22 protein-coding genes and 1 other annotated feature are annotated in these 23,245 nt (G+C 55.7%); of the genes, 17 read left to right on the top strand and 5 right to left on the bottom strand.

Translation table 11 applies throughout. From position 1 onward, the window contains the following. The first annotated feature begins 49 nt into the window (after nucleotides 1-49). On the top strand, nucleotides 50-697 hold the full coding sequence (gene gpmB / locus C3406_RS16175) for a 2,3-diphosphoglycerate-dependent phosphoglycerate mutase GpmB (RefSeq protein ID WP_103823185.1): 648 nt from the start codon (nucleotides 50-52) through the stop codon (nucleotides 695-697). On the opposite strand, the gene robA is transcribed toward gpmB, so the two are convergent. Next, entirely contained in the window at nucleotides 694-1,563 is an 870-nt protein-coding gene (gene robA / locus C3406_RS16180) for an MDR efflux pump AcrAB transcriptional activator RobA (RefSeq protein WP_103823186.1), read from the bottom strand. The two genes, gpmB and robA, sit on opposite strands and share 4 nt — an antisense overlap. Nucleotides 1,564-1,775: 212 nt before the next feature. On the opposite strand from robA, the gene creA reads away from it, so the two are divergent. From creA to creD, 4 genes are read left to right on the top strand one after another with little or no spacing between them, the layout of a single operon-like run. Continuing rightward, nucleotides 1,776-2,246 carry a protein CreA gene (gene creA / locus C3406_RS16185; protein ID WP_103823187.1) on the top strand — a complete coding sequence of 157 codons (471 nt, stop codon included), beginning with the start codon at nucleotides 1,776-1,778 and terminating at the stop codon, nucleotides 2,244-2,246. Between the two features lie 14 nt (nucleotides 2,247-2,260). Further along, entirely contained in the window at nucleotides 2,261-2,950 is a 690-nt protein-coding gene (gene creB / locus C3406_RS16190; protein ID WP_103178191.1) for a two-component system response regulator CreB, read from the top strand. After that, nucleotides 2,950-4,374 carry a two-component system sensor histidine kinase CreC gene (gene creC, locus C3406_RS16195; protein WP_103823188.1) on the top strand — a complete coding sequence of 475 codons (1,425 nt, stop codon included), beginning with the start codon at nucleotides 2,950-2,952 and terminating at the stop codon, nucleotides 4,372-4,374. Before creB ends, creC begins: the two co-directional genes overlap by 1 nt. A gap of 58 nt (nucleotides 4,375-4,432) precedes the next feature. Continuing rightward, entirely contained in the window at nucleotides 4,433-5,782 is a 1,350-nt protein-coding gene (gene creD, locus C3406_RS16200) for a cell envelope integrity protein CreD (protein WP_103823189.1), read from the top strand. A 45-nt stretch (nucleotides 5,783-5,827) separates the two neighbouring features. Here the strand turns inward: creD and arcA are convergent, their stop codons facing one another. Further along, nucleotides 5,828-6,544 carry a two-component system response regulator ArcA gene (gene arcA / locus C3406_RS16205; protein WP_039030451.1) on the bottom strand — a complete coding sequence of 239 codons (717 nt, stop codon included), beginning with the start codon at nucleotides 6,542-6,544 and terminating at the stop codon, nucleotides 5,828-5,830. A gap of 95 nt (nucleotides 6,545-6,639) precedes the next feature. Here arcA and yjjY point away from each other — a divergent pair, with 95 nt between their 5' ends. The 7 genes from yjjY to C3406_RS16245 all read left to right on the top strand — a co-directional run bounded on the left by yjjY (nucleotide 6,640) and on the right by C3406_RS16245 (nucleotide 13,490). Further along, nucleotides 6,640-6,780: a YjjY family protein gene (gene yjjY / locus C3406_RS16210; RefSeq protein ID WP_001541509.1), complete on the top strand. Its 141-nt coding sequence runs from the start codon at nucleotides 6,640-6,642 to the stop codon at nucleotides 6,778-6,780. A 399-nt stretch (nucleotides 6,781-7,179) separates the two neighbouring features. Further along, nucleotides 7,180-7,866 (top strand): tRNA/rRNA methyltransferase, encoded by a 687-nt coding sequence (locus C3406_RS16215; protein ID WP_103823190.1) that lies wholly within the window; start codon nucleotides 7,180-7,182, stop codon nucleotides 7,864-7,866. A gap of 212 nt (nucleotides 7,867-8,078) precedes the next feature. Continuing rightward, nucleotides 8,079-8,147: a thr operon leader peptide gene (gene thrL / locus C3406_RS16220; protein WP_103181027.1), complete on the top strand. Its 69-nt coding sequence runs from the start codon at nucleotides 8,079-8,081 to the stop codon at nucleotides 8,145-8,147. Further along, nucleotides 8,086-8,204 (top strand) — a sequence feature (Thr leader region). Its footprint overlaps the gene before it by 62 nt. A 25-nt stretch (nucleotides 8,205-8,229) precedes the next feature. Beyond that, complete coding sequence (gene thrA, locus C3406_RS16225) at nucleotides 8,230-10,692, top strand: bifunctional aspartate kinase/homoserine dehydrogenase I (RefSeq protein ID WP_103823191.1); 2,463 nt, start codon at nucleotides 8,230-8,232, stop codon at nucleotides 10,690-10,692. A 1-nt stretch (nucleotide 10,693) separates the two neighbouring features. Further along, a complete protein-coding gene (thrB, locus tag C3406_RS16230) occupies nucleotides 10,694-11,623 on the top strand; it encodes a homoserine kinase (RefSeq protein ID WP_103823192.1) in 930 nt (309 codons plus the stop codon). Nucleotides 11,624-11,626: 3 nt separating this feature from the next. Next, entirely contained in the window at nucleotides 11,627-12,913 is a 1,287-nt protein-coding gene (thrC, locus tag C3406_RS16235) for a threonine synthase (protein ID WP_103823193.1), read from the top strand. Between the two features lie 289 nt (nucleotides 12,914-13,202). Then, nucleotides 13,203-13,490, top strand: a complete 288-nt coding sequence (locus C3406_RS16245) for a DUF2502 domain-containing protein (RefSeq protein WP_103823195.1) — start codon at nucleotides 13,203-13,205, stop codon at nucleotides 13,488-13,490. 30 nt (nucleotides 13,491-13,520) lie between these two features. On the opposite strand, the gene yaaA is transcribed toward C3406_RS16245, so the two are convergent. Beyond that, entirely contained in the window at nucleotides 13,521-14,294 is a 774-nt protein-coding gene (gene yaaA, locus C3406_RS16250; RefSeq protein ID WP_103823196.1) for a peroxide stress protein YaaA, read from the bottom strand. 66 nt (nucleotides 14,295-14,360) lie between these two features. Then, nucleotides 14,361-15,791: an alanine/glycine:cation symporter family protein gene (locus C3406_RS16255; RefSeq protein ID WP_103823197.1), complete on the bottom strand. Its 1,431-nt coding sequence runs from the start codon at nucleotides 15,789-15,791 to the stop codon at nucleotides 14,361-14,363. Nucleotides 15,792-16,052: 261 nt separating this feature from the next. On the opposite strand from C3406_RS16255, the gene tal reads away from it, so the two are divergent. The 3 genes from tal (at nucleotide 16,053) to C3406_RS16270 (ending at nucleotide 19,136) form a co-directional block, all read left to right on the top strand. Next, the gene (gene tal, locus C3406_RS16260) at nucleotides 16,053-17,006 is read left to right on the top strand and encodes a transaldolase (RefSeq protein ID WP_103823198.1); all 954 of its coding nucleotides are present in this window, start codon (nucleotides 16,053-16,055) and stop codon (nucleotides 17,004-17,006) included. Between the two features lie 111 nt (nucleotides 17,007-17,117). After that, entirely contained in the window at nucleotides 17,118-17,705 is a 588-nt protein-coding gene (mog, locus tag C3406_RS16265) for a molybdopterin adenylyltransferase (protein WP_103823199.1), read from the top strand. 123 nt (nucleotides 17,706-17,828) lie between these two features. Then, entirely contained in the window at nucleotides 17,829-19,136 is a 1,308-nt protein-coding gene (locus tag C3406_RS16270; RefSeq protein WP_103823200.1) for an MFS transporter, read from the top strand. Nucleotides 19,137-19,179: 43 nt separating this feature from the next. Here C3406_RS16270 and satP read toward each other — a convergent pair whose 3' ends face one another. Beyond that, nucleotides 19,180-19,749 carry an acetate uptake transporter gene (satP, locus tag C3406_RS16275; protein WP_103823201.1) on the bottom strand — a complete coding sequence of 190 codons (570 nt, stop codon included), beginning with the start codon at nucleotides 19,747-19,749 and terminating at the stop codon, nucleotides 19,180-19,182. A gap of 296 nt (nucleotides 19,750-20,045) precedes the next feature. Between satP and dnaK the strand changes: the two genes are divergently transcribed. Then, a complete protein-coding gene (dnaK, locus tag C3406_RS16280) occupies nucleotides 20,046-21,965 on the top strand; it encodes a molecular chaperone DnaK (RefSeq protein ID WP_103823202.1) in 1,920 nt (639 codons plus the stop codon). Between the two features lie 86 nt (nucleotides 21,966-22,051). Beyond that, complete coding sequence (gene dnaJ, locus C3406_RS16285) at nucleotides 22,052-23,185, top strand: molecular chaperone DnaJ (protein WP_103178209.1); 1,134 nt, start codon at nucleotides 22,052-22,054, stop codon at nucleotides 23,183-23,185. Nucleotides 23,186-23,245: the final 60 nt, after the last annotated feature.

Raw genomic sequence — 23,245 nt, forward strand, 5'->3', positions numbered from 1 at the left:
AATTAAGCCTAACTCTAAAAATATCATCGCAGTATAACGGAAAAAAAGCATGTTACAGGTATACCTTGTTCGCCACGGTGAAACGCAGTGGAACGCCGAGCGACGTATTCAAGGCCAGTCAGACAGTCCACTTACTGCCAAGGGTGAGGAACAGGCCCGGCAGGTTGGCGAACGCGCCAGAACGCTGGGCATTACCCATATCATCGCCAGCGATTTAGGTCGCACGCGACGCACAGCGGAGATTATCGCGCAGGCCTGCGGCTGCGATGTCACCGTGGATGCCCGCCTGCGTGAGCTGGATATGGGGGTGCTGGAACAACGTCTTATCGATACCCTGACGGAAGAAGAAGAGTCCTGGCGTCGTACGCTGGTTAACGGCAGCGAAGATGGCCGTATTCCACAAGGCGAATCGATGCTGGAACTGAGCGAGCGTATGCATGCGGCACTGGCAGCCTGCCTGGACCTTCCCGAGGGCAGTCGGCCATTGCTGGTGAGTCACGGAATGGCGTTGGGTTGTCTGGTCAGCACCATCCTTGGGCTTCCAGCCTGGGCTGAACGTCGCCTGCGTCTGCGTAACTGCTCGCTTTCCCGCATCGACTATCAGCAAAGTCCGTGGCTGGCATCAGGATGGATTGTGGAGATGGCAGGGGATATCTCGCATCTCGATGCCCCTGCGTTAGATGAGCTGCAGCGTTAACGGCGGATAGGAATCAGGTATTCGCAGCGCAGATCGATTGGGCGTTCGTCCGGTTTAACATCCGTTGACGGATAGTAACGCTCAATATCCTGCCCCTTTCTGCGGTTCAGGTTCAGCATCGGCATACAGGTGCCATAGACCGTCATGATAAAGTCCTGCACGCCGGTACCCAGCCCTTCATAGGTGAACATCACATATTCACCGCCTTCCAGCACCACCGGTTTCGACCCCTGAATATAGCCATTGGCCATTTCCGGCGTTAATGCCGTGGTGTAGAACACTTCCTGCTCGTCATCTTTTTCCAGGCTTGGACGCGTCTCGTTCAGGCCATACAGCAGCGGCGGAATGGCCGGCGCATGGCTGAGGAAATCACGCCAGAACTGAACGCGCATCTGATGACGAAATTCGGAGATCTGCTCCAGCGAGCAGGAGTAGCTTTGCGTCGTACCGACCAGGTGCGTCTCTGGCAGAGTGACGAACTCATGCTGAGGCAGGGTGAATTCGCCGAGGCGCAGCGGCGGACACATCCCGAACGAACTCCAGTCCGGCGAGCGGCGGTAGAGCGCAGGGGTCAACGAGAACTGTTTTTTGAACGCGCGGGTAAAGGTCTGCTGTGAATCAAAGCGGTACTGTAAAGCGATATCCAGAATCGGACGCGCAGTCAGGCGAAGCGCCACGGCGGACTTGGACAGGCGACGTGCGCGGATATAAGCACCAATGGCATGACCGGTGACATCCTTAAACATCCGCTGTAAGTGCCACTTAGAATATCCCGCTTTTGCCGCCACATTATCGAGTGACAAAGGCTGATCCAGATGGCCTTCCAGCCAGGTAAGAAGATCGCGAATAATTCCAGCCTGATCCATATACTATCCTCATCCTTAATACAGCAGGTACCCTGCTAACAGGTTAGCGGATAATAGCATTTTTTGATGTTTTAGCATTCAGTGTTTTTTTTGCGCTTAAATGCGGTTTTCCTGGTGATCCAGGAGAATATTTTCTAATGCTGTGATCTTGCTGCTTTTTTTATATGATTGTTGAATAATTACGCAGTTCAATTTTCAAATATGGTAACAATATGAAATACAAGACATTGATCGTCACGACGCTGCTGTTATTAATGGGGCGCGCCGTGCAGGCAGAGGAGATTGGCTCTGTCGATACCGTGTTCAAAGTTTTCGGGCCGGACCATAAAATTGTTGTCGAAGCCTTTGACGATCCCGATGTAAAAAACGTGACCTGCTATATCAGCCGGGCAAAAACGGGCGGGATAAAAGGGGGCCTTGGGCTGGCGGAAGATACCTCCGACGCGGCAATCTCCTGTCAGCAGGTGGGGCCGGTTGAGCTGAGCGAGAAGATCAAAAACGGTAAGGCGCAGGGCGACGTGGTGTTTCAGAAACGCACCTCGCTGGTGTTCAAAAAACTGCAGGTGGTGCGTTTCTATGATGCGAAACGTAACGCGCTGGCTTATCTGGCCTACTCGGACAAGGTCGTTGAAGGCTCACCGAAAAACGCGCTCAGCGCGGTGCCCATTATGCCGTGGCATTAACTCAGGGACACGCCATGCAGCAACCTGTGGTCTGGCTGGTTGAAGACGAAATCAGCATCGCCGATACGCTGATCTACATGCTCCAGCAGGAGGGATTTGCGGTAAAGGCCTTTGAACGTGGCCTGCCGGTGCTGGAGGAAGCGCGCCGACAAAGCCCGGCGCTCGCCATCCTGGACGTGGGGCTGCCGGATATCAGCGGTTTTGAGCTCTGCCGTCAGCTGCTGGCCCGGCATCCTTCGCTACCGGTGCTGTTCCTTACGGCCCGCAGCGATGAAGTGGACAAGCTGCTCGGTCTGGAGATCGGCGCCGATGATTACGTCGCCAAACCCTTCTCGCCCCGGGAGGTATGCGCCCGGGTGCGGACCATTTTACGGCGCATGCAAAAGTCCGCTGCGCCTTCAGAGATTGTCCGTATCGGCGAGTTTGAACTGAATGAACCTGCCGCCAGAATCAGCTGGTTTGGTGAGCCATTACCCCTGACACGCTACGAGTTCCTGCTGCTTAAAACGCTGCTGAACGCGCCGGGCCGTGTCTATTCCCGCCAGCAACTGATGGATAAAGTCTGGGGAGAGGAGGGCGACAGCTTCGATCGCACCGTGGATACCCATATTAAAACCCTGCGCGCCAAGCTGCGGGCAGTGAATGACCAGCTTTCCCCTATCAGCACCCACCGCGGCATGGGTTATAGCCTGGGATTATATTAATGCGCATAGGCATGCGGCTGTTGCTGGGATACTTCCTGATTGTGGCCATTGCGGCGTGGTTTGTGCTGTCGATCTTTGTTCAGGAGATCAAGCCCGGCGTGCGCAGGGCAACCGAAGGCACGCTGATTGACACTGCGACGCTGCTGGCGGAAGTGGGACGAGACGATCTGCTGGCAGGCAACCCGCAGGAGGGCAAGCTGGCGCAGGCCTTTTCCCGCCTCCACCAGCGCCCGTTTCGCGCCAATATTGGCGGCATTCATAAGGTGCGTAACGAGTATCACGTCTACATGACCGATGCCCGCGGCCGGGTGGTATTTGATTCCGCCGGCCTGGCCGTGGGGAAGGATTACGCGCGCTGGAACGACGTCTGGCTGACGCTGCGCGGGGAGTATGGCGCCCGCAGTACGCCGAGCGATCCGCAGAATCCGGAGAGCACAGTCATGTACGTTGCCGCGCCGGTGGTCGATCGGGGCAAGATTATCGGCGTATTGTCGGTTGGCAAGCCCAACAGCGCGATGGCGCCGGTGATCCAGCGCAGCGAGCGACGGATCCTGTGGGCCGGCGGGGCGCTGCTGGGGATTGCGTTGCTCATTGGTCTGGCGGTGGCATGGTGGATCAACCGCTCGATTAACACCCTGTCGCGCTATGCCGACTCGGTGACCAATGATACCCCGCTGCCGTTGCCCGATCCGGGCAGCAGTGAACTGCGCAAACTGGCGCAGGCGCTGGAGAACATGCGTGTTCGTCTGGAGGGAAAAAATGATATCGAAAATTATGTGCATGCGCTCACTCACGAACTGAAGAGCCCGCTGGCCGCGATCCGCGGTGCGGCGGAGATCCTGGCAGAGCAGCCCCCGCCGCAGGTGGCGGCGCGGTTTATTGATAATATCCTGGCGCAAAACGCGCGCATGCAGTCGCTGGTTGAAAAACTTCTCGCTCAGGCCAGACTGGAAAACAGGGTCGAGATCGTTCCGGTCAGTGTCAGCATTGATGAGCTGTTTACACGCCTTGCCGATGCGCGCACGGCGACGCTGGCCTCCCGAAACATCACCCTGAACTGGCAAAGGAGCGGGTGCTGCGTGGAGGGCGATGCCGATCTGCTTGAGCAGGCGCTGGGCAATTTACTGGATAACGCTATCGACTTTACCCCGCCGGGTGGGGCGATCCAGCTTGCCGCTACGCAGGCGTTCAGGCAGGTCACCATCACCGTGACGGATAACGGAAGCGGTATCCCGGATTATGCGCAGGCGCGAATCTTTGAGCGCTTCTACTCCCTCCCGCGCGAGAACGGATTGAAAAGCAGCGGGCTCGGGCTGGCCTTTGTGCTGGAGGTGGCGCGTCTGCATCAGGGGAGCATCGATCTGCGCAACCGGACTGACGGCGGCGTGACGGCCACCCTGATACTTCACCGTCCCTTCACATAACTTCAAACTGACCCCACATAGCCTGGTTAGGCTCTCCTCATCACAAAGGAGACCTGATATGAAATCCCCCCTGTTCTGGAAAGTTAGCACCCTGTTGGGGTGCATTCTGCTGTTACTCGTCCCACTGATGTTGGTGGGCAACCTGATTTCGGAGCGCGAGAGCTATCGCAACGAGGTCGAAAACACCCTTCGCCAGAGTACCAGCGGCCCGCAGCAGCTGGTGGGCCCGCTGATCGCCATTCCGGTAACGGAGGTCTATTACAAACAGGAAGAGGCGAAAAAGGTGGAGTATAAGAAGCGTTATATGCACTTTATCCTGCCGGAGACGCTACAGGTCGAGGGCAATCAGCACGTGCAGACGCGCAATATCGGCATCTATGACGGGCAAATCTGGAATACCGATCTCAACATTAAGGCGCAGTTTACGACGGAAAAACTGGCGGAGTTGCAGGGTGGGACGATGACGCTCGGCAAGCCGTTTATCGTGGTCGGTGTCGGGGATGCGCGCGGAATAGGGGCAGTGAGCATCTCAAAAATCAATGGTGAGACGTTAAGCATCGAGCCTGGCGCCGGGGTGTACGGGGCGTTATCCGGCATTCACATCCCACTGACCGACAACGCGCTGGCGGCAAAAACCGTCTCGCTGGAGATGTCGCTCAATCTGGCTGGTACCGGCAGCTTTGCCGTGGTTCCGGTGGGACGTAACAGCGAAATGACCCTTAACAGTAACTGGCCGCACCCGAGCTTTATGGGCAATTACCTGCCGGTTAAGCACGAGATTAGCGCGTCTGGTTTCCAGGCAAACTGGAAAAGTAGCTGGTTTGCGAACAATCTTGCGGGCTGGTTCAACGACAACGAGGTCCCTGAATGGAGTGCGATCCCGGCGTTTAGCGTCACGGTGGCCACCCCCGCGGATCAGTATCAGCTGACCGACCGCGCGATTAAGTACGCCATTTTACTGATTGCTTTGACGTTTATGGCCTTCTTCGTCTTTGAAACTTTAACCGGATTGCGGCTGCACCCGATGCAGTACCTGCTGGTGGGACTGGCGCTGGTGCTGTTCTATCTGGTGCTGCTGGCGTTGTCTGAGCATGTGGGCTTTACTCCCGCATGGATTATTGCCAGCCTGGTGGGGGCGCTAATGAACGGCGTCTATCTGCAGGCAGTGCTGAAAAGCTGGAAACGCAGTGGCCTGTTTGTGCTGGCGCTGCTGGGGCTGGACGTGGTGATGTGGTTCCTGCTGCGTTCAGAAGAGAGTGCGTTGCTGCTGGGCTCTGCGGTGCTGGCGCTGGCCCTGTTCGCGGTAATGTATCTCACGCGCCACTTTGACTGGTACTCGCTCTCCCAGCCGAAGCGCACGGCGCCATCCGGGTCAACGGATAAAGATACGATGCGGTTATGGAAATAAAAAAACGGCGCCCTGGCGCCGTTTTTTTATGACTTATGTGCAGAATTATTCCTGCAGGTCGCCGCAGAAACGATAGCCTTCACCATGAATGGTGGCGATGATTTCTGGTGTATCCGGCGTGGATTCGAAGTGTTTACGAATACGGCGGATAGTCACGTCAACGGTACGGTCGTGCGGCTTCAGCTCACGGCCGGTCATTTTTTTCAGCAGTTCTGCACGGGACTGGATCTTGCCCGGGTTTTCGCAGAAGTGCAGCATGGCGCGGAATTCGCTGCGCGGCAGTTTGTACTGGTCGCCCTGCGGGCTCACCAGAGAACGGCTATTAATATCAAGTTCCCAGCCGTTGAATTTGTAGCTCTCTACGCTACGACGCTCTTCGCTGACCGTGCCCAGGTTCATGGTGCGGGACAGCAGGTTGCGTGCACGAATGGTTAACTCGCGTGGGTTAAACGGTTTGGTGATATAGTCATCCGCGCCGATTTCCAGGCCAAGAATTTTATCAACTTCGTTATCGCGGCCAGTCAGGAACATTAACGCAACGTTCGCCTGTTCACGCAGTTCACGTGCCAGCAGAAGGCCGTTTTTACCCGGCAGGTTGATGTCCATGATAACCAGGTTGATATCATTTTCAGAAAGGATCTGATGCATCTCTGCGCCATCGGTCGCTTCAAAGACATCGTAGCCTTCTGCTTCGAAAATGCTCTTTAACGTGTTGCGTGTTACCAACTCGTCTTCAACGATAAGAATGTGCGGGGTCTGCATGTTTGCTACCTAAATTGCCAACTAAATCGAAACAGGAAGTACAAAAGTCCCTGACCTGCCTGATACATGCCACAAATTAACATGACCGGCGTAACGTGACTAAAGTACGTAATTGCGTTCTTGATGCACTTTCCATCAACGTCAACAACATCATTAGCTTGGTCGTGGGTACTTTCCCTCTGGACCCGACAGTGTCAAAAACGGCTGTCATCCTAACCATTTTAACAGCAACATAACAGGCTAAGTGACACCAGACACCCAATAAAACTACGCTTCGTTGACATATATCAAGTTCAATTGTAGCACGTTAACAGTTTGATGAAATCATCGTAGCGGATCGCTAGCCTTTGTCACAAATTTTCAACAAACCAACTAGTTGCGACCGTTAATTAATAAACAAGGTGAATCCAATGTCAACATTGAACCTGAGAAATCATTATCATTATTAAACATAGGGATAAGCGTTATTCATTAACATTATCCCTTAAAGTTCATTCATGAAATAGTTTAGTATTTTTAATTTGTAGTGAAACGCTATTTCGGTGATTTCTGTTGCGAATTTGTAAATTCGTGATGCGTAATATGATGATGCGTATCACATTTTTATCGGCTAACTGCCTAAAAAGAGAGCATAAATGCATTTGTCTATCGTACTGGTATCCCCAGCAAGAGCAGAAAATATCGGCGCCGCCGCACGGGCAATGAAGACCATGGGGTTTACCGATTTACGTATTGTCGCCAGCGATGCGCACAACGAACCTGCGGCACGTTGGGTTGCCCATGGGTCGGGAGATATCCTTGATAATTTAACTACTTACGAAACTCTGGCCGACGCGCTGCACGATATCTCTTTTACCGTCGCTACCACCGCCCGCAGCCGATCTAAGTTTCATTACTACGCCACGCCCGCTGAACTGGTGCCGTTACTGGCAGAAAAAAGCCAGTGGCTGCCCAACATGGCGCTGGTTTTTGGCCGGGAAGATTCCGGCCTGACGAACGAGGAACTGGCACTTGCGGACGTGCTGACCGGCGTGCCGATGGTGGCGGATTATCCGTCGCTAAATTTAGGTCAGGCCGTGATGGTGTATTGCTATCAATTAGCATCCTTGATGCAAAATCCTGCTTCACCTCCGGCTGAGGTGGATGAAAACCAGCTTTCTGCTTTGCGTACGCGTACCGAACGCCTGCTGACCTCGCTGAATGTCGCCGACGATCAGAAGATGGCGGAGTGGCTACAGCAGCGGTTAGGTCTGTTAGGTCAGCGAGACACGGCAATGTTGCACAGATTACTGCACGATATCGAAAAAAAACTGGCAGAGTAAAACGCTGTCATACTTTTTTGTTATGGTTGAATGCTCCAAAAAATGTGCTGTGCACGGTCCGATTCGGACGGAAATAAAAACTCAGGCAGAGATACGTGAAAGGGCCGGAAAATGTGATCAAATTAGAAATTCGTTGACTTACCGGCACGTATGCTTTAACCAATAGAGTCAGACAGCACAGACAGATAATAATGACAGAGTACACAACATCCATGAAACGCATCAGCATCACCACCATTACCACCACCATCATCATTACCACAGGTAACGGTGCGGGCTGACGCGTACAGGAAAGAAAAGAAAAAAGCCCGCACCTGAACAGTGCGGGCTTTTTTTTCGGCTAAAGATCACGAGGTAACAAGCATGCGAGTGTTGAAGTTCGGCGGTACATCAGTGGCAAATGCAGAACGATTTCTGCGTGTTGCCGACATCCTGGAGAGCAATGCCAGGCAGGGGCAGGTGGCGACGGTTCTCTCTGCCCCGGCTAAAATTACCAATCACCTGGTGGCGATGATTGAAAAAACCATCGGGGGTCAGGATGCACTGGTGAACATCAGCGACGCTGAGCAGATCTTTGCCAGCCTGCTGCAGGGCCTGGCGGATGCACAGCCTGGCTTTCCCCACGCCCAACTGAAAGCCTTCGTTGAGCAAGAGTTCGCTCAGATTAAACACGTTCTGCATGGTATCAGCCTGTTGGGGCAGTGCCCGGACAGCATTAACGCGGCGCTGATCTGCCGCGGTGAAAAACTCTCTATCGCCATTATGGCGGGCCTGCTGGAAGCCCGCGGCCATAACGTCACGGTGATCGATCCCGTCGAAAAACTGCTCGCTGTTGGCCATTACCTCGAATCAACCGTAGATATTGCCGAATCTACCCGTCGCATTGCGGCAGGCAAAATTCCTGCCGACCACATGATCCTGATGGCGGGCTTCACCGCCGGGAATGAAAAAGGGGAGCTGGTGGTGCTGGGCCGTAACGGTTCCGACTACTCCGCCGCCGTGCTGGCCGCCTGCCTGCGGGCCGACTGTTGTGAGATCTGGACTGACGTCGACGGCGTGTATACCTGCGACCCCCGGCAGGTGCCCGATGCCCGCCTGCTGAAGTCGATGTCTTATCAGGAGGCGATGGAGCTCTCCTACTTCGGCGCCAAAGTGCTTCACCCGCGTACGATTTCGCCGATTGCCCAGTTCCAGATCCCCTGCCTGATTAAAAACACCGGTAATCCACAGGCGCCAGGCACGCTGATTGGCGCCAGCAGCAATGAAGATGGCCTGCCGGTAAAAGGCATCTCCAACCTCAATAATATGGCGATGTTCAGCGTCTCCGGGCCAGGCATGAAAGGGATGGTTGGCATGGCGGCCCGCGTGTTTGCGGCCATGTCCCGCAACGGTATCTCTGTCGTGCTGATCACCCAGTCCTCCTCGGAATACAGCATCAGCTTCTGCGTACACCAGGCCGACTGCCTGCGCGCGCGCCGGGCGCTGGAAGAGGAATTTTACCTGGAGCTGAAAGAGGAGTTGCTGGAGCCGCTCTCCATACAGGAACGCCTGGCCGTTATCTCGGTGGTGGGCGACGGTATGCGCACCTTGCGCGGCATCTCCGCGAAGTTCTTTGCAGCGCTGGCGCGGGCGAACATCAATATTGTTGCCATCGCCCAGGGCTCCTCAGAGCGCTCCATCTCCGTAGTGGTGAATAATGATGATGCGACCACCGGCGTGCGCGTCACCCACCAGATGCTGTTTAACACCGATCAGGTGATCGAGGTGTTCCTGATTGGCGTCGGCGGTGTCGGCGGTGCGTTACTGGCGCAGCTGAAGCGCCAGCAGGAGTGGCTGAAGAAAAAGCATATCGATCTGCGCGTCTGCGGCATTGCGAACTCCAAAGCGCTGCTGACCAACGTTCATGGGCTGAACCTCGAGAACTGGCAGGCAGAGCTGGCGGAGGCGAAAGAGCCGTTTAATCTGGGCCGCCTGATCCGCCTGGTCAAAGAGTATCATCTGCTGAACCCGGTGATTGTCGACTGTACCTCCCACCAGGCGGTGGCCGATCAGTATGCCGACTTCCTGCGCGAAGGTTTCCACGTGGTGACGCCAAATAAAAAGGCCAACACCTCGTCGATGGATTACTACCATCAGATGCGCCACGCGGCGGCAAAATCCCGCCGTAAGTTCCTGTACGACACCAACGTCGGCGCCGGGCTGCCGGTTATCGAAAACCTGCAAAACCTGCTCAATGCCGGGGATGAACTGCAGCGTTTCTCCGGCATTCTGTCGGGTTCGCTCTCCTTTATCTTTGGCAAGCTGGATGAAGGTATGAGCTTGTCGGAAGCGACCAAAATGGCGCGTGAGCTGGGCTACACCGAGCCCGATCCCCGCGACGATCTCTCCGGCATGGATGTGGCGCGCAAGCTGCTGATCCTCGCCCGCGAAACGGGACGTGAGCTGGAGCTGTCAGATATCGTGATCGAACCGGTTCTGCCGGAGAGTTTTGACCACGCTGGCGATGTCGCCACCTTTATGGCGAATCTGCCGCAGCTGGATGACGCTTTCGCCTCCCGGGTCGCAAAAGCCCGTGATGAAGGCAAGGTATTGCGCTATGTTGGCAACATTGAAGAAGATGGCGTCTGCCGTGTCAAAGTGGCGGCGGTCGACGGTAACGATCCGCTGTTCAAAGTGAAAAACGGCGAAAACGCCCTCGCGTTTTACAGCCACTATTATCAGCCACTGCCGTTGGTCCTTCGCGGCTATGGCGCGGGGAATGATGTGACGGCGGCGGGCGTGTTTGCCGATCTGCTGCGTACCCTGTCATGGAAGTTAGGAGTTTAACATGGTCAAAGTTTATGCCCCGGCTTCCAGCGCCAATATGAGCGTCGGGTTTGATGTGCTGGGTGCGGCGGTGACGCCAGTGAATGGCGCATTGCTGGGTGATACGGTTACGGTAGAATCGGCGGACAGCTACAGTCTGAACAACGTCGGGCGTTTCGCCAGCAAGCTGCCGAGCGAGCCGCGGGAAAATATTGTCTATCAGTGCTGGGAGCGTTTTTGTCAGGAGATCGGTAAAAACGTCCCGGTTGCTATGACGCTGGAAAAAAGCATGCCGATTGGCTCCGGGCTGGGCTCCAGCGCCTGTTCCGTCGTCGCCGCGCTGGTAGCGATGAACGAACATTGCGGCAAGCCGCTGAATAACACCCGCCTGCTGGCCCTGATGGGCGAGCTGGAAGGGCGCATCTCCGGCAGCATTCATTATGATAATGTTGCCCCCTGTTTCCTGGGCGGCATGCAGTTGATGATCGAAGAGAACGGCATCATCAGCCAGCAGGTGCCAGGCTTTGATGAGTGGCTGTGGGTGCTGGCCTATCCGGGCATCAAAGTGTCGACCGCGGAAGCGCGCGCTATTCTGCCGGCGCAGTATCGCCGTCAGGACTGCATCGCTCATGGCCGTCATCTGGCGGGCTTTATTCATGCCTGCTATACCCGTCAGCCAGGGCTTGCAGCAAAACTGATGAAAGATGTTATTGCCGAGCCGTACCGCACTAAACTGCTGCCTGGCTTTGACGAGGCACGCAGCGCCGCGCTGGAAATTGGCGCACTGGCCTGCGGCATCTCCGGTTCCGGACCGACCCTGTTTGCGCTGTGCGACAAACCGGATACGGCTGAGCGGGTGGCAGGTTGGCTGGAGAAAAATTACCTGCAAAATCAGGAAGGCTTTGTTCATATTTGCCGTCTGGATACGGCGGGCGCACGAGTACTGGGATAAACGATGAAACTCTACAATCTTAAAGATCATAACGAGCAGGTAAGTTTTGCACAGGCCGTAACGCAGGGGCTGGGCAAAAACCAGGGGCTGTTCTTCCCGCACGATCTGCCGGAATTCGGTCTGACCGAAATTGACGAGATGCTGAAGGAGGATTTCGTCACCCGCAGCACCAAAATTCTTTCCGCGTTTATTGGCGACGAAATCCCGAAGGAGCTGCTGGAAGAGCGCGTTCGCGCGGCCTTTGCCTTCCCGGCACCGGTAAGCCAGGTCGAGCCGGACGTCGGTTGCCTTGAGCTGTTCCACGGTCCGACGCTGGCGTTTAAAGATTTCGGCGGCCGCTTTATGGCGCAGATGCTGACTCACATCAGCGGCGATAAGCCGGTTACCATCCTGACCGCCACCTCCGGCGATACCGGGGCGGCGGTAGCGCATGCCTTCTACGGCCTGAAAAACGTCCGCGTCGTGATCCTCTACCCGCAGGGGAAAATCAGCCCGCTGCAGGAAAAACTCTTCTGTACGCTCGGCGGCAACATTGAAACCGTCGCTATCGACGGGGATTTCGATGCCTGTCAGGCGCTGGTTAAGCAGGCCTTCGATGATGAAGAACTGAAAGTGGCGCTGGGTCTGAACTCCGCCAACTCCATCAACATCAGCCGCCTGCTGGCGCAGATCTGCTATTACTTCGAAGCGGTGGCCCAGCTGCCGCAGGAAGCGCGTAATCAGCTGGTGATCTCGGTGCCGAGCGGCAACTTTGGCGACCTGACAGCTGGCCTGCTGGCGAAGTCTCTGGGCCTGCCGGTGAAACGCTTTATCGCGGCCACCAACGCCAACGACACCGTTCCTCGTTTCCTGAAAGAGGGCAAGTGGACGCCAAACGCGACGCAGGCCACCCTGTCTAACGCGATGGATGTGTCACAGCCTAACAACTGGCCGCGTGTGGAGGAGCTGTTCCGCCGTAAAATCTGGCGTCTGAATGAGCTGGGTTACGCTGCGGTGACTGACGAAACCACCAAAGAGACCATGCGTGAGCTGAAGCAGCTGGGCTACGTCTCTGAACCGCATGCCGCGGTGGCGTATCGCGCCCTGCGCGATCAGCTGAACCCGGGCGAGTACGGCCTGTTCCTCGGCACCGCGCACCCGGCGAAGTTCAAAGAGAGCGTGGACGCGATCCTGGGTGATTCCCTGCCGCTGCCGAAAGAGCTGGCCGAACGTGCCGATCTGCCGCTGCTGTCGCACAATCTGCCGGCCGATTTTGCGGCGCTGCGCCAGTTGATGATGACGCGCGGGTGATTGTTTGTTGCCGGGTGGCGCTTCGCTTACCCGGCCTACACGAGCTCGAATTGTAGGCCCGGCAGGCACAGCGCCGCTGGGCATCAGGCCGCACAATCCAGCCGGGGACCTCTGCGTTACCCGGCTTTTTTATGGAGAAATTAAGGAGAGAAATAGCAGGGAAAAAGTAGAAATTCCCAATAAATGCGGATACTTACAGAATAGGATTGCAGAGAATAACATCCTACCTCTCCCTCACGTAATCTCCTTACATCGGCCCACAACGGGCAAGATCAATAAGGAGTAACCTATGTCGAAACTGAAACCTGTGCTGATCGCGCTTTCTCTGATGCTGGTGGCTCCGATGGCGGCTCAGGCCTCTGAAATCACCCTGGTACCGGCGGTCAAACTGCAAATTGGCGATCGGGACAAGCAAGGACACTACTGGGATGGCGGCCACTGGCGTGACCATGACTGGTGGAAATCTCACTACGAGTGGCGGGACAATCGCTGGCATCCGCATGGCGAGCATCACGATAATCGCCATCACGATCGTCATGACGATCACCGTCCGGGACCGGACCGGAAGCACCATTAAAATTACCCCGCCAACCGGCGGGGTTTTGCTTTACTGCTCGTGGCGCTTAAACACCAGCTCACCTTTCCCTGATGCTTCTTCATCAAAGAAATAACCTTCGCTGTCGAATGCTTTCAGTTGCTCTGGCTGGGTCAGACGGTTTTCAATGATGTAGCGGCTCATCAGCCCGCGCGCTTTTTTGGCGTAGAAGCTGATCACTTTGAATTTGCCATTCTTCTCGTCCAGGAAGACAGGCTTGACGATCTCCGCGTTCAGCTTTTTCGGTTTGACCGATTTGTAGTATTCATCGGATGCCAGGTTGATCAGGACATTGTCGCCCTGCGCCTTCAGCGCCGCGTTCAGCGTGTCGGTGATGGTCTCGCCCCAGAACTGATAGAGGTCCTTCCCTCTCGCGTTTTCCAGGCGGATCCCCATCTCCAGGCGGTAAGGCTGCATCAGATCCAGCGGGCGCAATACCCCGTACAGGCCGGAGAGCATGCGCAAATGCTGCTGGGCAAAATCAAAATCCGCTTCGCTAAAGGTTTCTGCCTGCAGACCGGTATAAACATCGCCTTTAAAGGCCAGAATCGCCTGACGCGCGTTGGATGGGGTGAAATCGGGCTGCCAGTCGTGGAAACGGGTGGCATTCAGATCCGCCAGCTTGTCGCTGATGCTCATCAGGGTCGCAATTTGCGGAGCCGAAAGTTTCCGCGCCTCGTGGATCAGCTGTTGCGAGTGATCCAGCAGTTCCGGCTGGGTATAGCGCTCGGTGGCAAGTGGGCTCTGGTAGTCGAGCGTTTTGGCAGGTGAAATCAGAATCAGCATATCCAGTCCTTGCAGAAGAATGAGTGCGACTTTAGCAAAAAAAACGCTCTGGGTGATCGATGGCTGTTATTGACGCTGCAAATCATCCCAGGCGCCAGGGGCGAGCTGTTCTTCAATCTCGGGATAACGCGAGGCATCAAAGACCGGCTGGACGCCCAGCTTGCGCTGACGCAGATAGTCCCGGGCAATCAGGGTCACCACCGGGGAGAGCAGCAGGATAGCCGTCAGGTTGGCGATGGCCATCAGGGCCATGATGATATCCGCCAGCTGCCAGACCATCGGCAGGCTTAACAGCGATCCGAGCAGCACCATCAGCACAACGCCGCCCCGTAATACCCAGCGCGATCGCCGGGCATCGGGATGCAGAAAGATCAGATTATTTTCGGCATAGATGTAATTCACCACGATGGAGCTGAACGCGAACAGGATAAGGATAAACCCTACGAATCCGGCTCCCCAGCCCCCGGTCAGGTTTATCAGCGCCTGTTGCAGCAGCTGTATGCCTGCGGTATCTGCTGGCAGATCCATCGGCCCTGCCAGCAGCACGATCATGGCGCTGGCGGTGCAGATAATGATGGTATCGACGAAGACGCCGATCATCTGCACCAGCCCCTGAGAGGCCGGGTGAGGGGGGCAGGAGGCGGCGGCGGCTGCGGCATTCGGGGTTGAGCCCATGCCCGCTTCGTTGGAAAACATGCCGCGCTGGAAACCCGCCGTCAGGGCCTGACTCAGAGTGTAGCCCAGCGCCCCGGCGGCTGCTTCGCGCCAGCCAAAGGCGCTTTTGACGATCAGGCTGAAGACGGCAGGTAACTGTTCGGCATGCCAGGCGCAGATGATCAGGCTGGTCATGAGCCACAGCAGCGCCATCGCCGGCACCATCCACTGCATCAGCCGGGCGACGCCTTTGATGCCGGTGACGATCACCAGCAGCGTGAACGCGGCCAGCATGCCGCCGGTGATGATTTCCGGGCAGTCAAAGGCGAAGCGCAGCGCATGGGCCACCGAGTGGGCCTGGACAGTGTTAAAAATAAGACCGTAAGCGACGAGCAAAAAGAGTGAAAAGAGCACGCCCATCCAGCGCATGCCGAGACCCCGGGCCATGTACCAGGCTGGGCCACCGCGAAATTGCCCCTGTTTATCCGCTTCCTTATATAGCTGTGCCAGCGAGCACTCTGCGAAGGAGGTCGCCATACCGATAATGGCGGTCATCCACATCCAGAATATCGCCCCCGGGCCGCCAGCGGAGATGGCCAGCGCAACCCCGGCCAGGTTACCGCTGCCGAGCCGGGCCGCCAGACTGGTGCAGAGCGCCTGGAATGAGGTTAAGCCTCCCGGCTGCGGGCTCAGGCTATTTTTCAGATTAATGCGCAGTTGAGGAAGGGCGCTAAATTGAATAAACCCGCTGCGAACAGTGAACCAAAGACCTGCCGCAAAAAGCAGGTATATCATCACCGAACCCCACAGGATTTCATTAATAAACGACAGATAATCAGGCACTAACGTCCCTCGTGTTGATGCCAAAGTGCATAGGTAATCGCTTCGAACGATTGAACAAACAGTGAATGGGTAATCTGTTATTTTGCTGAGTTTATCACAGTATCCTTCAGCGCATTGTCTGCGGTTGCGCTGACCTTCCGTCGTGTTATCATCAGGGCAGACCGGTTACATCCCCCTAACAAGTAAACCTGTCATTTTTCCGTTTCTGGCATCTTGCTGGTAACGCGAATTATCCAGGGCAAGTTAAAGAGAAACACTATCATGACGGATAAATTAACCTCCCTTCGTCAGTTCACGACTGTTGTCGCTGACACCGGAGATATCGCGGCAATGAAGTTGTACCAGCCGCAGGATGCCACAACGAACCCTTCTCTGATCCTTAACGCTGCACAGATCCCTGAATACCGTAAACTGATCGACGATGCTGTTGCCTGGGCGAAAAGCCAGAGCAGCGATCGCGCACAGCAGGTAGTGGATGCTACCGACAAACTGGCTGTGAACATCGGTCTGGAGATCCTGAAACTGGTTCCGGGCCGTATCTCCACTGAAGTGGATGCGCGTCTGTCTTACGACACCGAAGCCTCCATCGCGAAAGCCAAACGCCTGATCAAACTGTACAACGATGCGGGTATCAGCAACGACCGTATCCTGATCAAACTGGCTTCCACCTGGCAGGGCATCCGCGCTGCTGAGCAGCTGGAAAAAGAGGGCATCAACTGTAACCTGACCCTGCTGTTCTCCTTCGCGCAGGCGCGTGCGTGCGCAGAAGCGGGCGTCTACCTGATCTCGCCATTCGTGGGCCGTATTCTGGACTGGTACAAAGCCAACACCGATAAGAAAGAGTACGCGGCAGCGGAAGATCCGGGTGTGGTTTCCGTTACCGAGATTTACGAGTACTACAAACAGCACGGTTATGAAACCGTGGTGATGGGCGCAAGCTTCCGTAACGTGGGTGAGATCCTGGAACTGGCTGGCTGTGACCGCCTGACCATCGCACCTGCGCTGCTGAAAGAGCTGGCAGAAAGCGAAGGTACCATCGAGCGTAAGCTGAGCTTCAGCGGTGAAGTGAAAGCCCGTCCAGAGCGCATCACTGAATCTGAGTTCCTGTGGCAGCACAACCAGGATCCAATGGCGGTAGACAAACTGGCGGACGGTATCCGTAAGTTTGCCATCGACCAGGAAAAACTGGAAAAAATGATCGGCGACCTGCTGTAATCATTCCAGCGTGACCGGGCTCCCGGTCACGCTACCTCTCTCATACCCTGTCTGAATCGCCTTCCTGCGTGTATCATTCCCCTCAATCTGTATTGTTTGAATGGAATGGATATGAATACCTTACGCATTGGCTTAGTTTCCGTCTCAGATCGCGCCTCCAGCGGTGTCTATGAAGATAAAGGCATCCCCGCGCTGGAAGCCTGGCTGGCGTCTGCCCTGACTACGCCGTTTGAAGTACAAACCCGTCTGATCCCTGACGAGCAGGCCGTCATTGAGCAAACCCTGTGTGAACTGGTGGATGAAATGAGCTGCCACCTGGTGCTGACAACCGGCGGTACCGGTCCGGCACGACGCGATGTGACCCCGGACGCAACGCTTGCCATTGCCGACCGCGAAATGCCGGGCTTTGGCGAACAGATGCGCCAGATCAGTCTACACTTTGTGCCAACGGCAATCCTGTCACGCCAGGTCGGGGTGATCCGCAAGCAGGCGCTGATCCTCAATTTACCAGGCCAGCCGAAGTCCATTAAAGAGACGCTGGAAGGTGTTAAAGAGGCTGACGGCAAAGTGGTGGTGACGGGGATCTTTGCCAGTGTACCGTATTGTGTACAGCTTCTTGAAGGGCCTTATGTCGAAACCGATCCGCAGGTGGTAGCAGCTTTTCGCCCGAAAAGCGCGAGGCGTGAAACAATCTCCTGAAATTAACAATAATGTGACATAAGCTGTAACGATGGTAGCGTGCTGATTGATTTACGGTATAGTAATTTTTTCTTTACGATCGCTGTAAATATAATCCAATAATTCAGCTCAGAATGGTTCGCTATGTCACATTACAACCGGCCTCTCACTCGTCAGGATTATAAAACCCTCACGCTTGCCGCACTCGGCGGCGCGCTGGAGTTTTATGACTTCATCATTTTCGTCTTCTTTGCCGCTGTCGTCGGTGAGCTGTTCTTCCCGCCTGACATTCCCGAATGGCTGCGTCAGGTTCAGACCTTTGGCATTTTCGCTGCCGGTTATCTGGCGCGTCCGCTGGGCGGCATCGTGATGGCCCACTTCGGCGATCTGGTCGGGCGCAAGAAGATGTTCACCCTTAGCATCCTACTGATGGCGGTACCCACCCTGGCGATTGGCCTGTTGCCAACCTATGCCTCCATGGGCATTCTCGCGCCGATCCTGCTGTTACTGATGCGCATCCTGCAGGGGGCGGCGATCGGCGGTGAAGTGCCAGGGGCATGGGTATTTGTGGCGGAACATGTTCCGGCCCGGCGGATCGGCATCGCCTGCGGCACGCTGACCGCAGGGTTAACCGTCGGCATTCTGCTGGGCTCGGTGGTGGCGACGCTAGTGAATACCAGCATGACCCAACAGGCGGTACACGACTGGGGCTGGCGTATTCCATTCCTGCTGGGCGGCGCGTTTGGCCTGGTCGCCATGTATCTGCGCCGCTGGCTGCAGGAGACACCGGTATTCCTTGAGATGCAGCAGCGTAAGGCGCTGGCGCAGGAGCTGCCGGTGAAAGCGGTGGTGGTGCGGCACAGAAAGGCGGTGGTGGTATCGATGCTGCTCACCTGGCTGCTCTCGGCGGGTATCGTGGTGGTGATTTTGATGTCGCCGGTCTGGCTGCAAAAACAGTACGGCTTTGCGCCGGCGGTGACGCTGCAGGCCAACAGCATCGCCACCATCATGCTCTGCTTCGGCTGCCTGATTGCCGGGCTGGCGGTGGATCGTATCGGCTCCAGCCTGACCTTTATTATTGGCAGCCTGCTGCTGGCCGGGTCGAGCTGGGCGTTTTACCATCTTGCTGGCAGCCATCCTGAACAGCTGTTCCTGCTGTATGGCACGGTGGGGCTTTGCGTGGGTGTGGTGGGCGCTGTGCCGTACGTGATGGTCCGCGCCTTCCCGCCAGAGGTACGCTTCACCGGTATTTCGTTCTCCTATAACGTCTCGTACGCCATCTTCGGCGGCCTGACGCCGGTTGCCGTAACCCTGCTGATGGGCGTGTCGCCAATGGCACCCGCCTGGTATGTGCTGGCGCTCTCGTTGATGGGGCTGGCGCTGGGAATTTGGCTACGGCAGGGGATGATAGAGAAAGAGGTGCCGGAACTGGCTAGCTCCGTTCGCGGATAAACGCCGGAGAGATTTCGTGCCCGCGGAACGGGCACGAAGGGGATCAGTGTTTTTCACCAATCGGCAGAACGATGCGACCGAACTGCTCGTTCAGGACTTCACCCATTGCCAGGTAGATGGCACTGGCACCGCAGATCAGGCCAACCCAGCCCGCCACGTGGATAATGGCTTCGCCGTTATCCACCAGGTGACCCACTGCCAGCAGGGCGAACAGCACGGTCAGGCTCAGGAAGACGAACTGCAGCGCGCGGTTACCTACCAGCGTGCCGAAGAACATGAACAGCGTGAAGACGCCCCACAGGCCCAGGTAGACACCCAGGAACGGTGTATTAGCCGCATCGGTCAGGCCCATTTTCGGCATCAGCAGAATGGCGACCAGGGTCAGCCAGAAAGAGCCGTAAGAGGTGAATGCGGTTAAACCGAAGGTGTTGCCTTTCTTATATTCCAGCAGGCCCGCGAAGATCTGTGCGATACCGCCATAAAAAATGCCCATCGCCAGGATAACGCCATCCATCGGGAACATCCCGATATTATGCAGGTTCAGCAGAATGGTGGTCATGCCAAAACCCATCAGGCCCAGCGGAGCCGGATTAGCCAACTTAGTGTTGCCCATAAGTCCTCAAAAAAATCATCATTAATATGGTGAAATAGTGGTTCCCACGCCAATACTCCCTGGCGGGGCGCGGCATCATAATGGGCGCCATCGATGCCGTCTATGATCTAATCAGGGTGAAATTAAAAAATTTTTTATCCATCCCCCTTGATGGATGCCGTTGCGACCCCATCTTGTAGTCAACCGCAGTGTGTGGACCTGAAAAAATTCAAATCTGGGCAGTTGAAAAAGCACCTTTTGCCCTTATTACAGGTACACAACCACATGTTGACCGAATTTATAGTGGAGACGTTTAGATGGGTAAAATTATTGGTATCGACCTGGGTACTACCAACTCTTGTGTAGCGATTATGGACGGCACTACTGCACGTGTGCTGGAGAATGCCGAGGGCGATCGCACCACGCCTTCTATCATTGCCTATACCCAGGATGGTGAAACTCTGGTTGGTCAGCCGGCTAAACGTCAGGCAGTGACAAACCCGCAAAACACGCTGTTTGCGATTAAGCGCCTGATTGGCCGTCGCTTCCAGGACGAAGAAGTTCAGCGTGATGAAGCCATCATGCCGTACAAAATCATCGGCGCTGAAAACGGCGACGCCTGGATTGATGTTAAAGGTCAGAAAATGGCACCGCCGCAGATCTCTGCTGAAGTGCTGAAAAAAATGAAGAAAACGGCGGAAGATTACCTGGGTGAGCCGGTAACTGAAGCGGTTATCACTGTACCAGCCTACTTCAACGATGCGCAGCGTCAGGCGACCAAAGACGCAGGCCGTATCGCGGGTCTGGAAGTCAAACGTATCATCAACGAACCAACCGCAGCGGCACTGGCTTACGGTCTGGATAAAGAAGTTGGCAACCGCACCATCGCGGTATACGACCTTGGTGGTGGTACTTTCGATATCTCTATTATCGAAATCGACGAAGTTGACGGCGAAAAAACCTTCGAAGTTCTGGCAACCAACGGTGATACCCACTTGGGTGGTGAAGACTTCGACAGCCGTATGATCAACTACCTCGTTGACGAATTTAAGAAAGATCAGGGCATTGACCTGCGTAACGATCCGCTGGCGATGCAGCGCCTGAAAGAAGCCGCAGAAAAAGCGAAAATCGAGCTCTCTTCTGCGCAGCAGACCGACGTGAACCTGCCGTACATCACTGCAGACGCCACCGGTCCAAAACACATGAATATCAAAGTGACTCGCGCGAAACTGGAAAGCTTGGTAGAAGACCTGGTTAACCGTTCCATCGAGCCGCTGAAAGTTGCGCTGCAGGATGCGGGCCTTTCCGTATCTGAAATCCAGGACGTTATCCTGGTAGGTGGTCAGACTCGTATGCCAATGGTTCAGAAGAAAGTTGCTGAATTCTTTGGTAAAGAGCCGCGTAAAGACGTTAACCCGGACGAAGCCGTTGCTATCGGTGCTGCTGTTCAGGGCGGCGTACTGACCGGTGATGTTAAAGACGTACTGCTGCTGGACGTTACCCCGCTGTCTCTGGGTATCGAAACCATGGGCGGTGTGATGACTCCGCTGATCGCCAAAAACACCACTATCCCGACCAAGCACAGCCAGGTGTTCTCTACCGCTGAAGACAACCAGTCTGCGGTAACCATCCACGTGCTGCAGGGTGAGCGTAAACGTGCCGCAGATAACAAAGATCTGGGCCAGTTTAACCTCGACGGTATCAGCCCGGCGCCGCGCGGTATGCCTCAGATCGAAGTCACCTTCGACATCGATGCTGACGGTATCCTGCACGTTTCCGCGAAGGACAAAAACAGCGGTAAAGAGCAGAAGATCACCATCAAGGCCTCTTCTGGTCTGAACGAAGAAGAGATCCAGAAAATGGTTCGCGAAGCAGAAGCGAACGCCGAGTCTGACCGTAAGTTCGAAGAGCTGGTTCAGACCCGCAACCAGGGTGACCATCTGCTGCACAGCACCCGTAAGCAGGTTGAAGAAGCGGGCGATAAACTGCCAGCTGACGATAAAACCGCTATCGAGTCTGCACTGAGCGCGCTGGAAGCTTCCCTGAAGGGCGAAGATAAAGCTGATATCGAAGCGAAAATGCAGGCACTGGCGCAGGTTTCCGGGAAGCTGATGGAGATCGCACAGCAGCAGCACGCACAGCAGCAGGCTGGCGCAGGCGCTGACGCTTCTGCGAACAACGCGAAAGATGACGATGTTGTCGACGCAGAGTTTGAAGAAGTGAAAGACAAAAAATAATCGCCCTTTGAACGGGTAATACACTGGCACGGGCGAAGAGGTTTCCTCTCCGCCCGTGCACGCATGTTAGGGGCAGATAAAACAAGATGGCAAAGCAAGACTATTACGAGATTTTAGGCGTTTCCAAAACAGCGGAAGAGCGTGAAATCAAAAAGGCGTACAAGCGCCTGGCCATGAAATATCACCCGGACCGCAACCAGGGTGACAAAGAGGCCGAAGCCAAATTTAAAGAGATCAAAGAAGCCTACGAAGTCCTGACCGATGCGCAGAAACGTGCGGCTTACGATCAGTACGGTCATGCCGCGTTTGAACAGGGCGGTATGGGCGGCGGCGGATTTGGCGGCGGCGGCGCAGATTTCAGCGATATCTTTGGTGACGTGTTCGGCGATATCTTCGGCGGCGGCCGCGGTCGCCAGCGTGCAGCCCGTGGCGCAGACCTGCGTTACAACATGGAGCTGACGCTGGAAGAGGCGGTCCGTGGCGTGACGAAAGAGATCCGCATCCCGACGCTGGAAGAGTGTGACGTTTGCCACGGCAGCGGCGCGAAGGTGGGCACCAAGCCACAGACCTGTCCTACCTGTCACGGCTCCGGTCAGGTGCAGATGCGTCAGGGCTTCTTCGCGGTGCAGCAGAGCTGTCCGCACTGTCAGGGTCGCGGTACGCTGATCAAGGATCCGTGCAACAAATGTCACGGTCACGGTCGCGTCGAGAAGACCAAAACCCTCTCCGTTAAAATCCCGGCGGGCGTGGATACCGGCGATCGTATTCGTCTGTCTGGCGAAGGCGAAGCAGGCGAGCATGGCGCACCGGCAGGCGATCTGTACGTTCAGGTACAGGTGAAGCAGCACGCGATATTTGAGCGTGAAGGTAACAACCTGTACTGCGAAGTGCCGATCAACTTTGCGATGGCGGCGATGGGCGGTGAGATTGAAGTGCCAACGCTGGATGGCCGTGTAAACCTGAAAGTGCCTGGCGAAACCCAGACCGGCAAGCTGTTCCGTATGCGCGGCAAAGGCGTGAAATCCGTCCGTGGCGGCGCGCAGGGCGACCTGCTTTGTCGTGTGGTGGTAGAAACCCCGGTTGGCCTGAACGAAAAACAGAAGCAACTGCTGCGAGAACTGCAGGATAGCTTTGGTGGCCCAACCGGTGAAAACAACAGCCCGCGCTCCAAAAGTTTCTTTGATGGCGTGAAAAAATTTTTTGACGATTTGACTCGCTAACGCTGAGCTAACGTTGTCCCCGAAGCCCGGAAGCGATTCCGGGCTTTTTTATCCCTGAAA

This window comes from Leclercia sp. LSNIH8, from assembly GCF_002920195.1.
In the GTDB taxonomy this organism is placed as follows: Bacteria; Pseudomonadota; Gammaproteobacteria; order Enterobacterales; family Enterobacteriaceae; genus Enterobacter.

Excerpts from the sequence above, each read along its gene's own strand:
- gpmB (WP_103823185.1), top strand. The coding sequence starts at position 50 with ATGTTACAGGTATACCTTGTTCGCCACGGTGAAACGCAGTGGAACGCC.
- robA (WP_103823186.1), bottom strand. The coding sequence starts at position 1,563 with ATGGATCAGGCTGGAATTATTCGCGATCTTCTTACCTGGCTGGAAGGC.
- creA (WP_103823187.1), top strand. The coding sequence starts at position 1,776 with ATGAAATACAAGACATTGATCGTCACGACGCTGCTGTTATTAATGGGG.
- creB (WP_103178191.1), top strand. The coding sequence starts at position 2,261 with ATGCAGCAACCTGTGGTCTGGCTGGTTGAAGACGAAATCAGCATCGCC.
- creC (WP_103823188.1), top strand. The coding sequence starts at position 2,950 with ATGCGCATAGGCATGCGGCTGTTGCTGGGATACTTCCTGATTGTGGCC.
- creD (WP_103823189.1), top strand. The coding sequence starts at position 4,433 with ATGAAATCCCCCCTGTTCTGGAAAGTTAGCACCCTGTTGGGGTGCATT.
- arcA (WP_039030451.1), bottom strand. The coding sequence starts at position 6,544 with ATGCAGACCCCGCACATTCTTATCGTTGAAGACGAGTTGGTAACACGC.
- C3406_RS16215 (WP_103823190.1), top strand. The coding sequence starts at position 7,180 with ATGCATTTGTCTATCGTACTGGTATCCCCAGCAAGAGCAGAAAATATC.
- thrA (WP_103823191.1), top strand. The coding sequence starts at position 8,230 with ATGCGAGTGTTGAAGTTCGGCGGTACATCAGTGGCAAATGCAGAACGA.
- thrB (WP_103823192.1), top strand. The coding sequence starts at position 10,694 with ATGGTCAAAGTTTATGCCCCGGCTTCCAGCGCCAATATGAGCGTCGGG.
- thrC (WP_103823193.1), top strand. The coding sequence starts at position 11,627 with ATGAAACTCTACAATCTTAAAGATCATAACGAGCAGGTAAGTTTTGCA.
- C3406_RS16245 (WP_103823195.1), top strand. The coding sequence starts at position 13,203 with ATGTCGAAACTGAAACCTGTGCTGATCGCGCTTTCTCTGATGCTGGTG.
- yaaA (WP_103823196.1), bottom strand. The coding sequence starts at position 14,294 with ATGCTGATTCTGATTTCACCTGCCAAAACGCTCGACTACCAGAGCCCA.
- tal (WP_103823198.1), top strand. The coding sequence starts at position 16,053 with ATGACGGATAAATTAACCTCCCTTCGTCAGTTCACGACTGTTGTCGCT.
- mog (WP_103823199.1), top strand. The coding sequence starts at position 17,118 with ATGAATACCTTACGCATTGGCTTAGTTTCCGTCTCAGATCGCGCCTCC.
- C3406_RS16270 (WP_103823200.1), top strand. The coding sequence starts at position 17,829 with ATGTCACATTACAACCGGCCTCTCACTCGTCAGGATTATAAAACCCTC.
- satP (WP_103823201.1), bottom strand. The coding sequence starts at position 19,749 with ATGGGCAACACTAAGTTGGCTAATCCGGCTCCGCTGGGCCTGATGGGT.
- dnaK (WP_103823202.1), top strand. The coding sequence starts at position 20,046 with ATGGGTAAAATTATTGGTATCGACCTGGGTACTACCAACTCTTGTGTA.
- dnaJ (WP_103178209.1), top strand. The coding sequence starts at position 22,052 with ATGGCAAAGCAAGACTATTACGAGATTTTAGGCGTTTCCAAAACAGCG.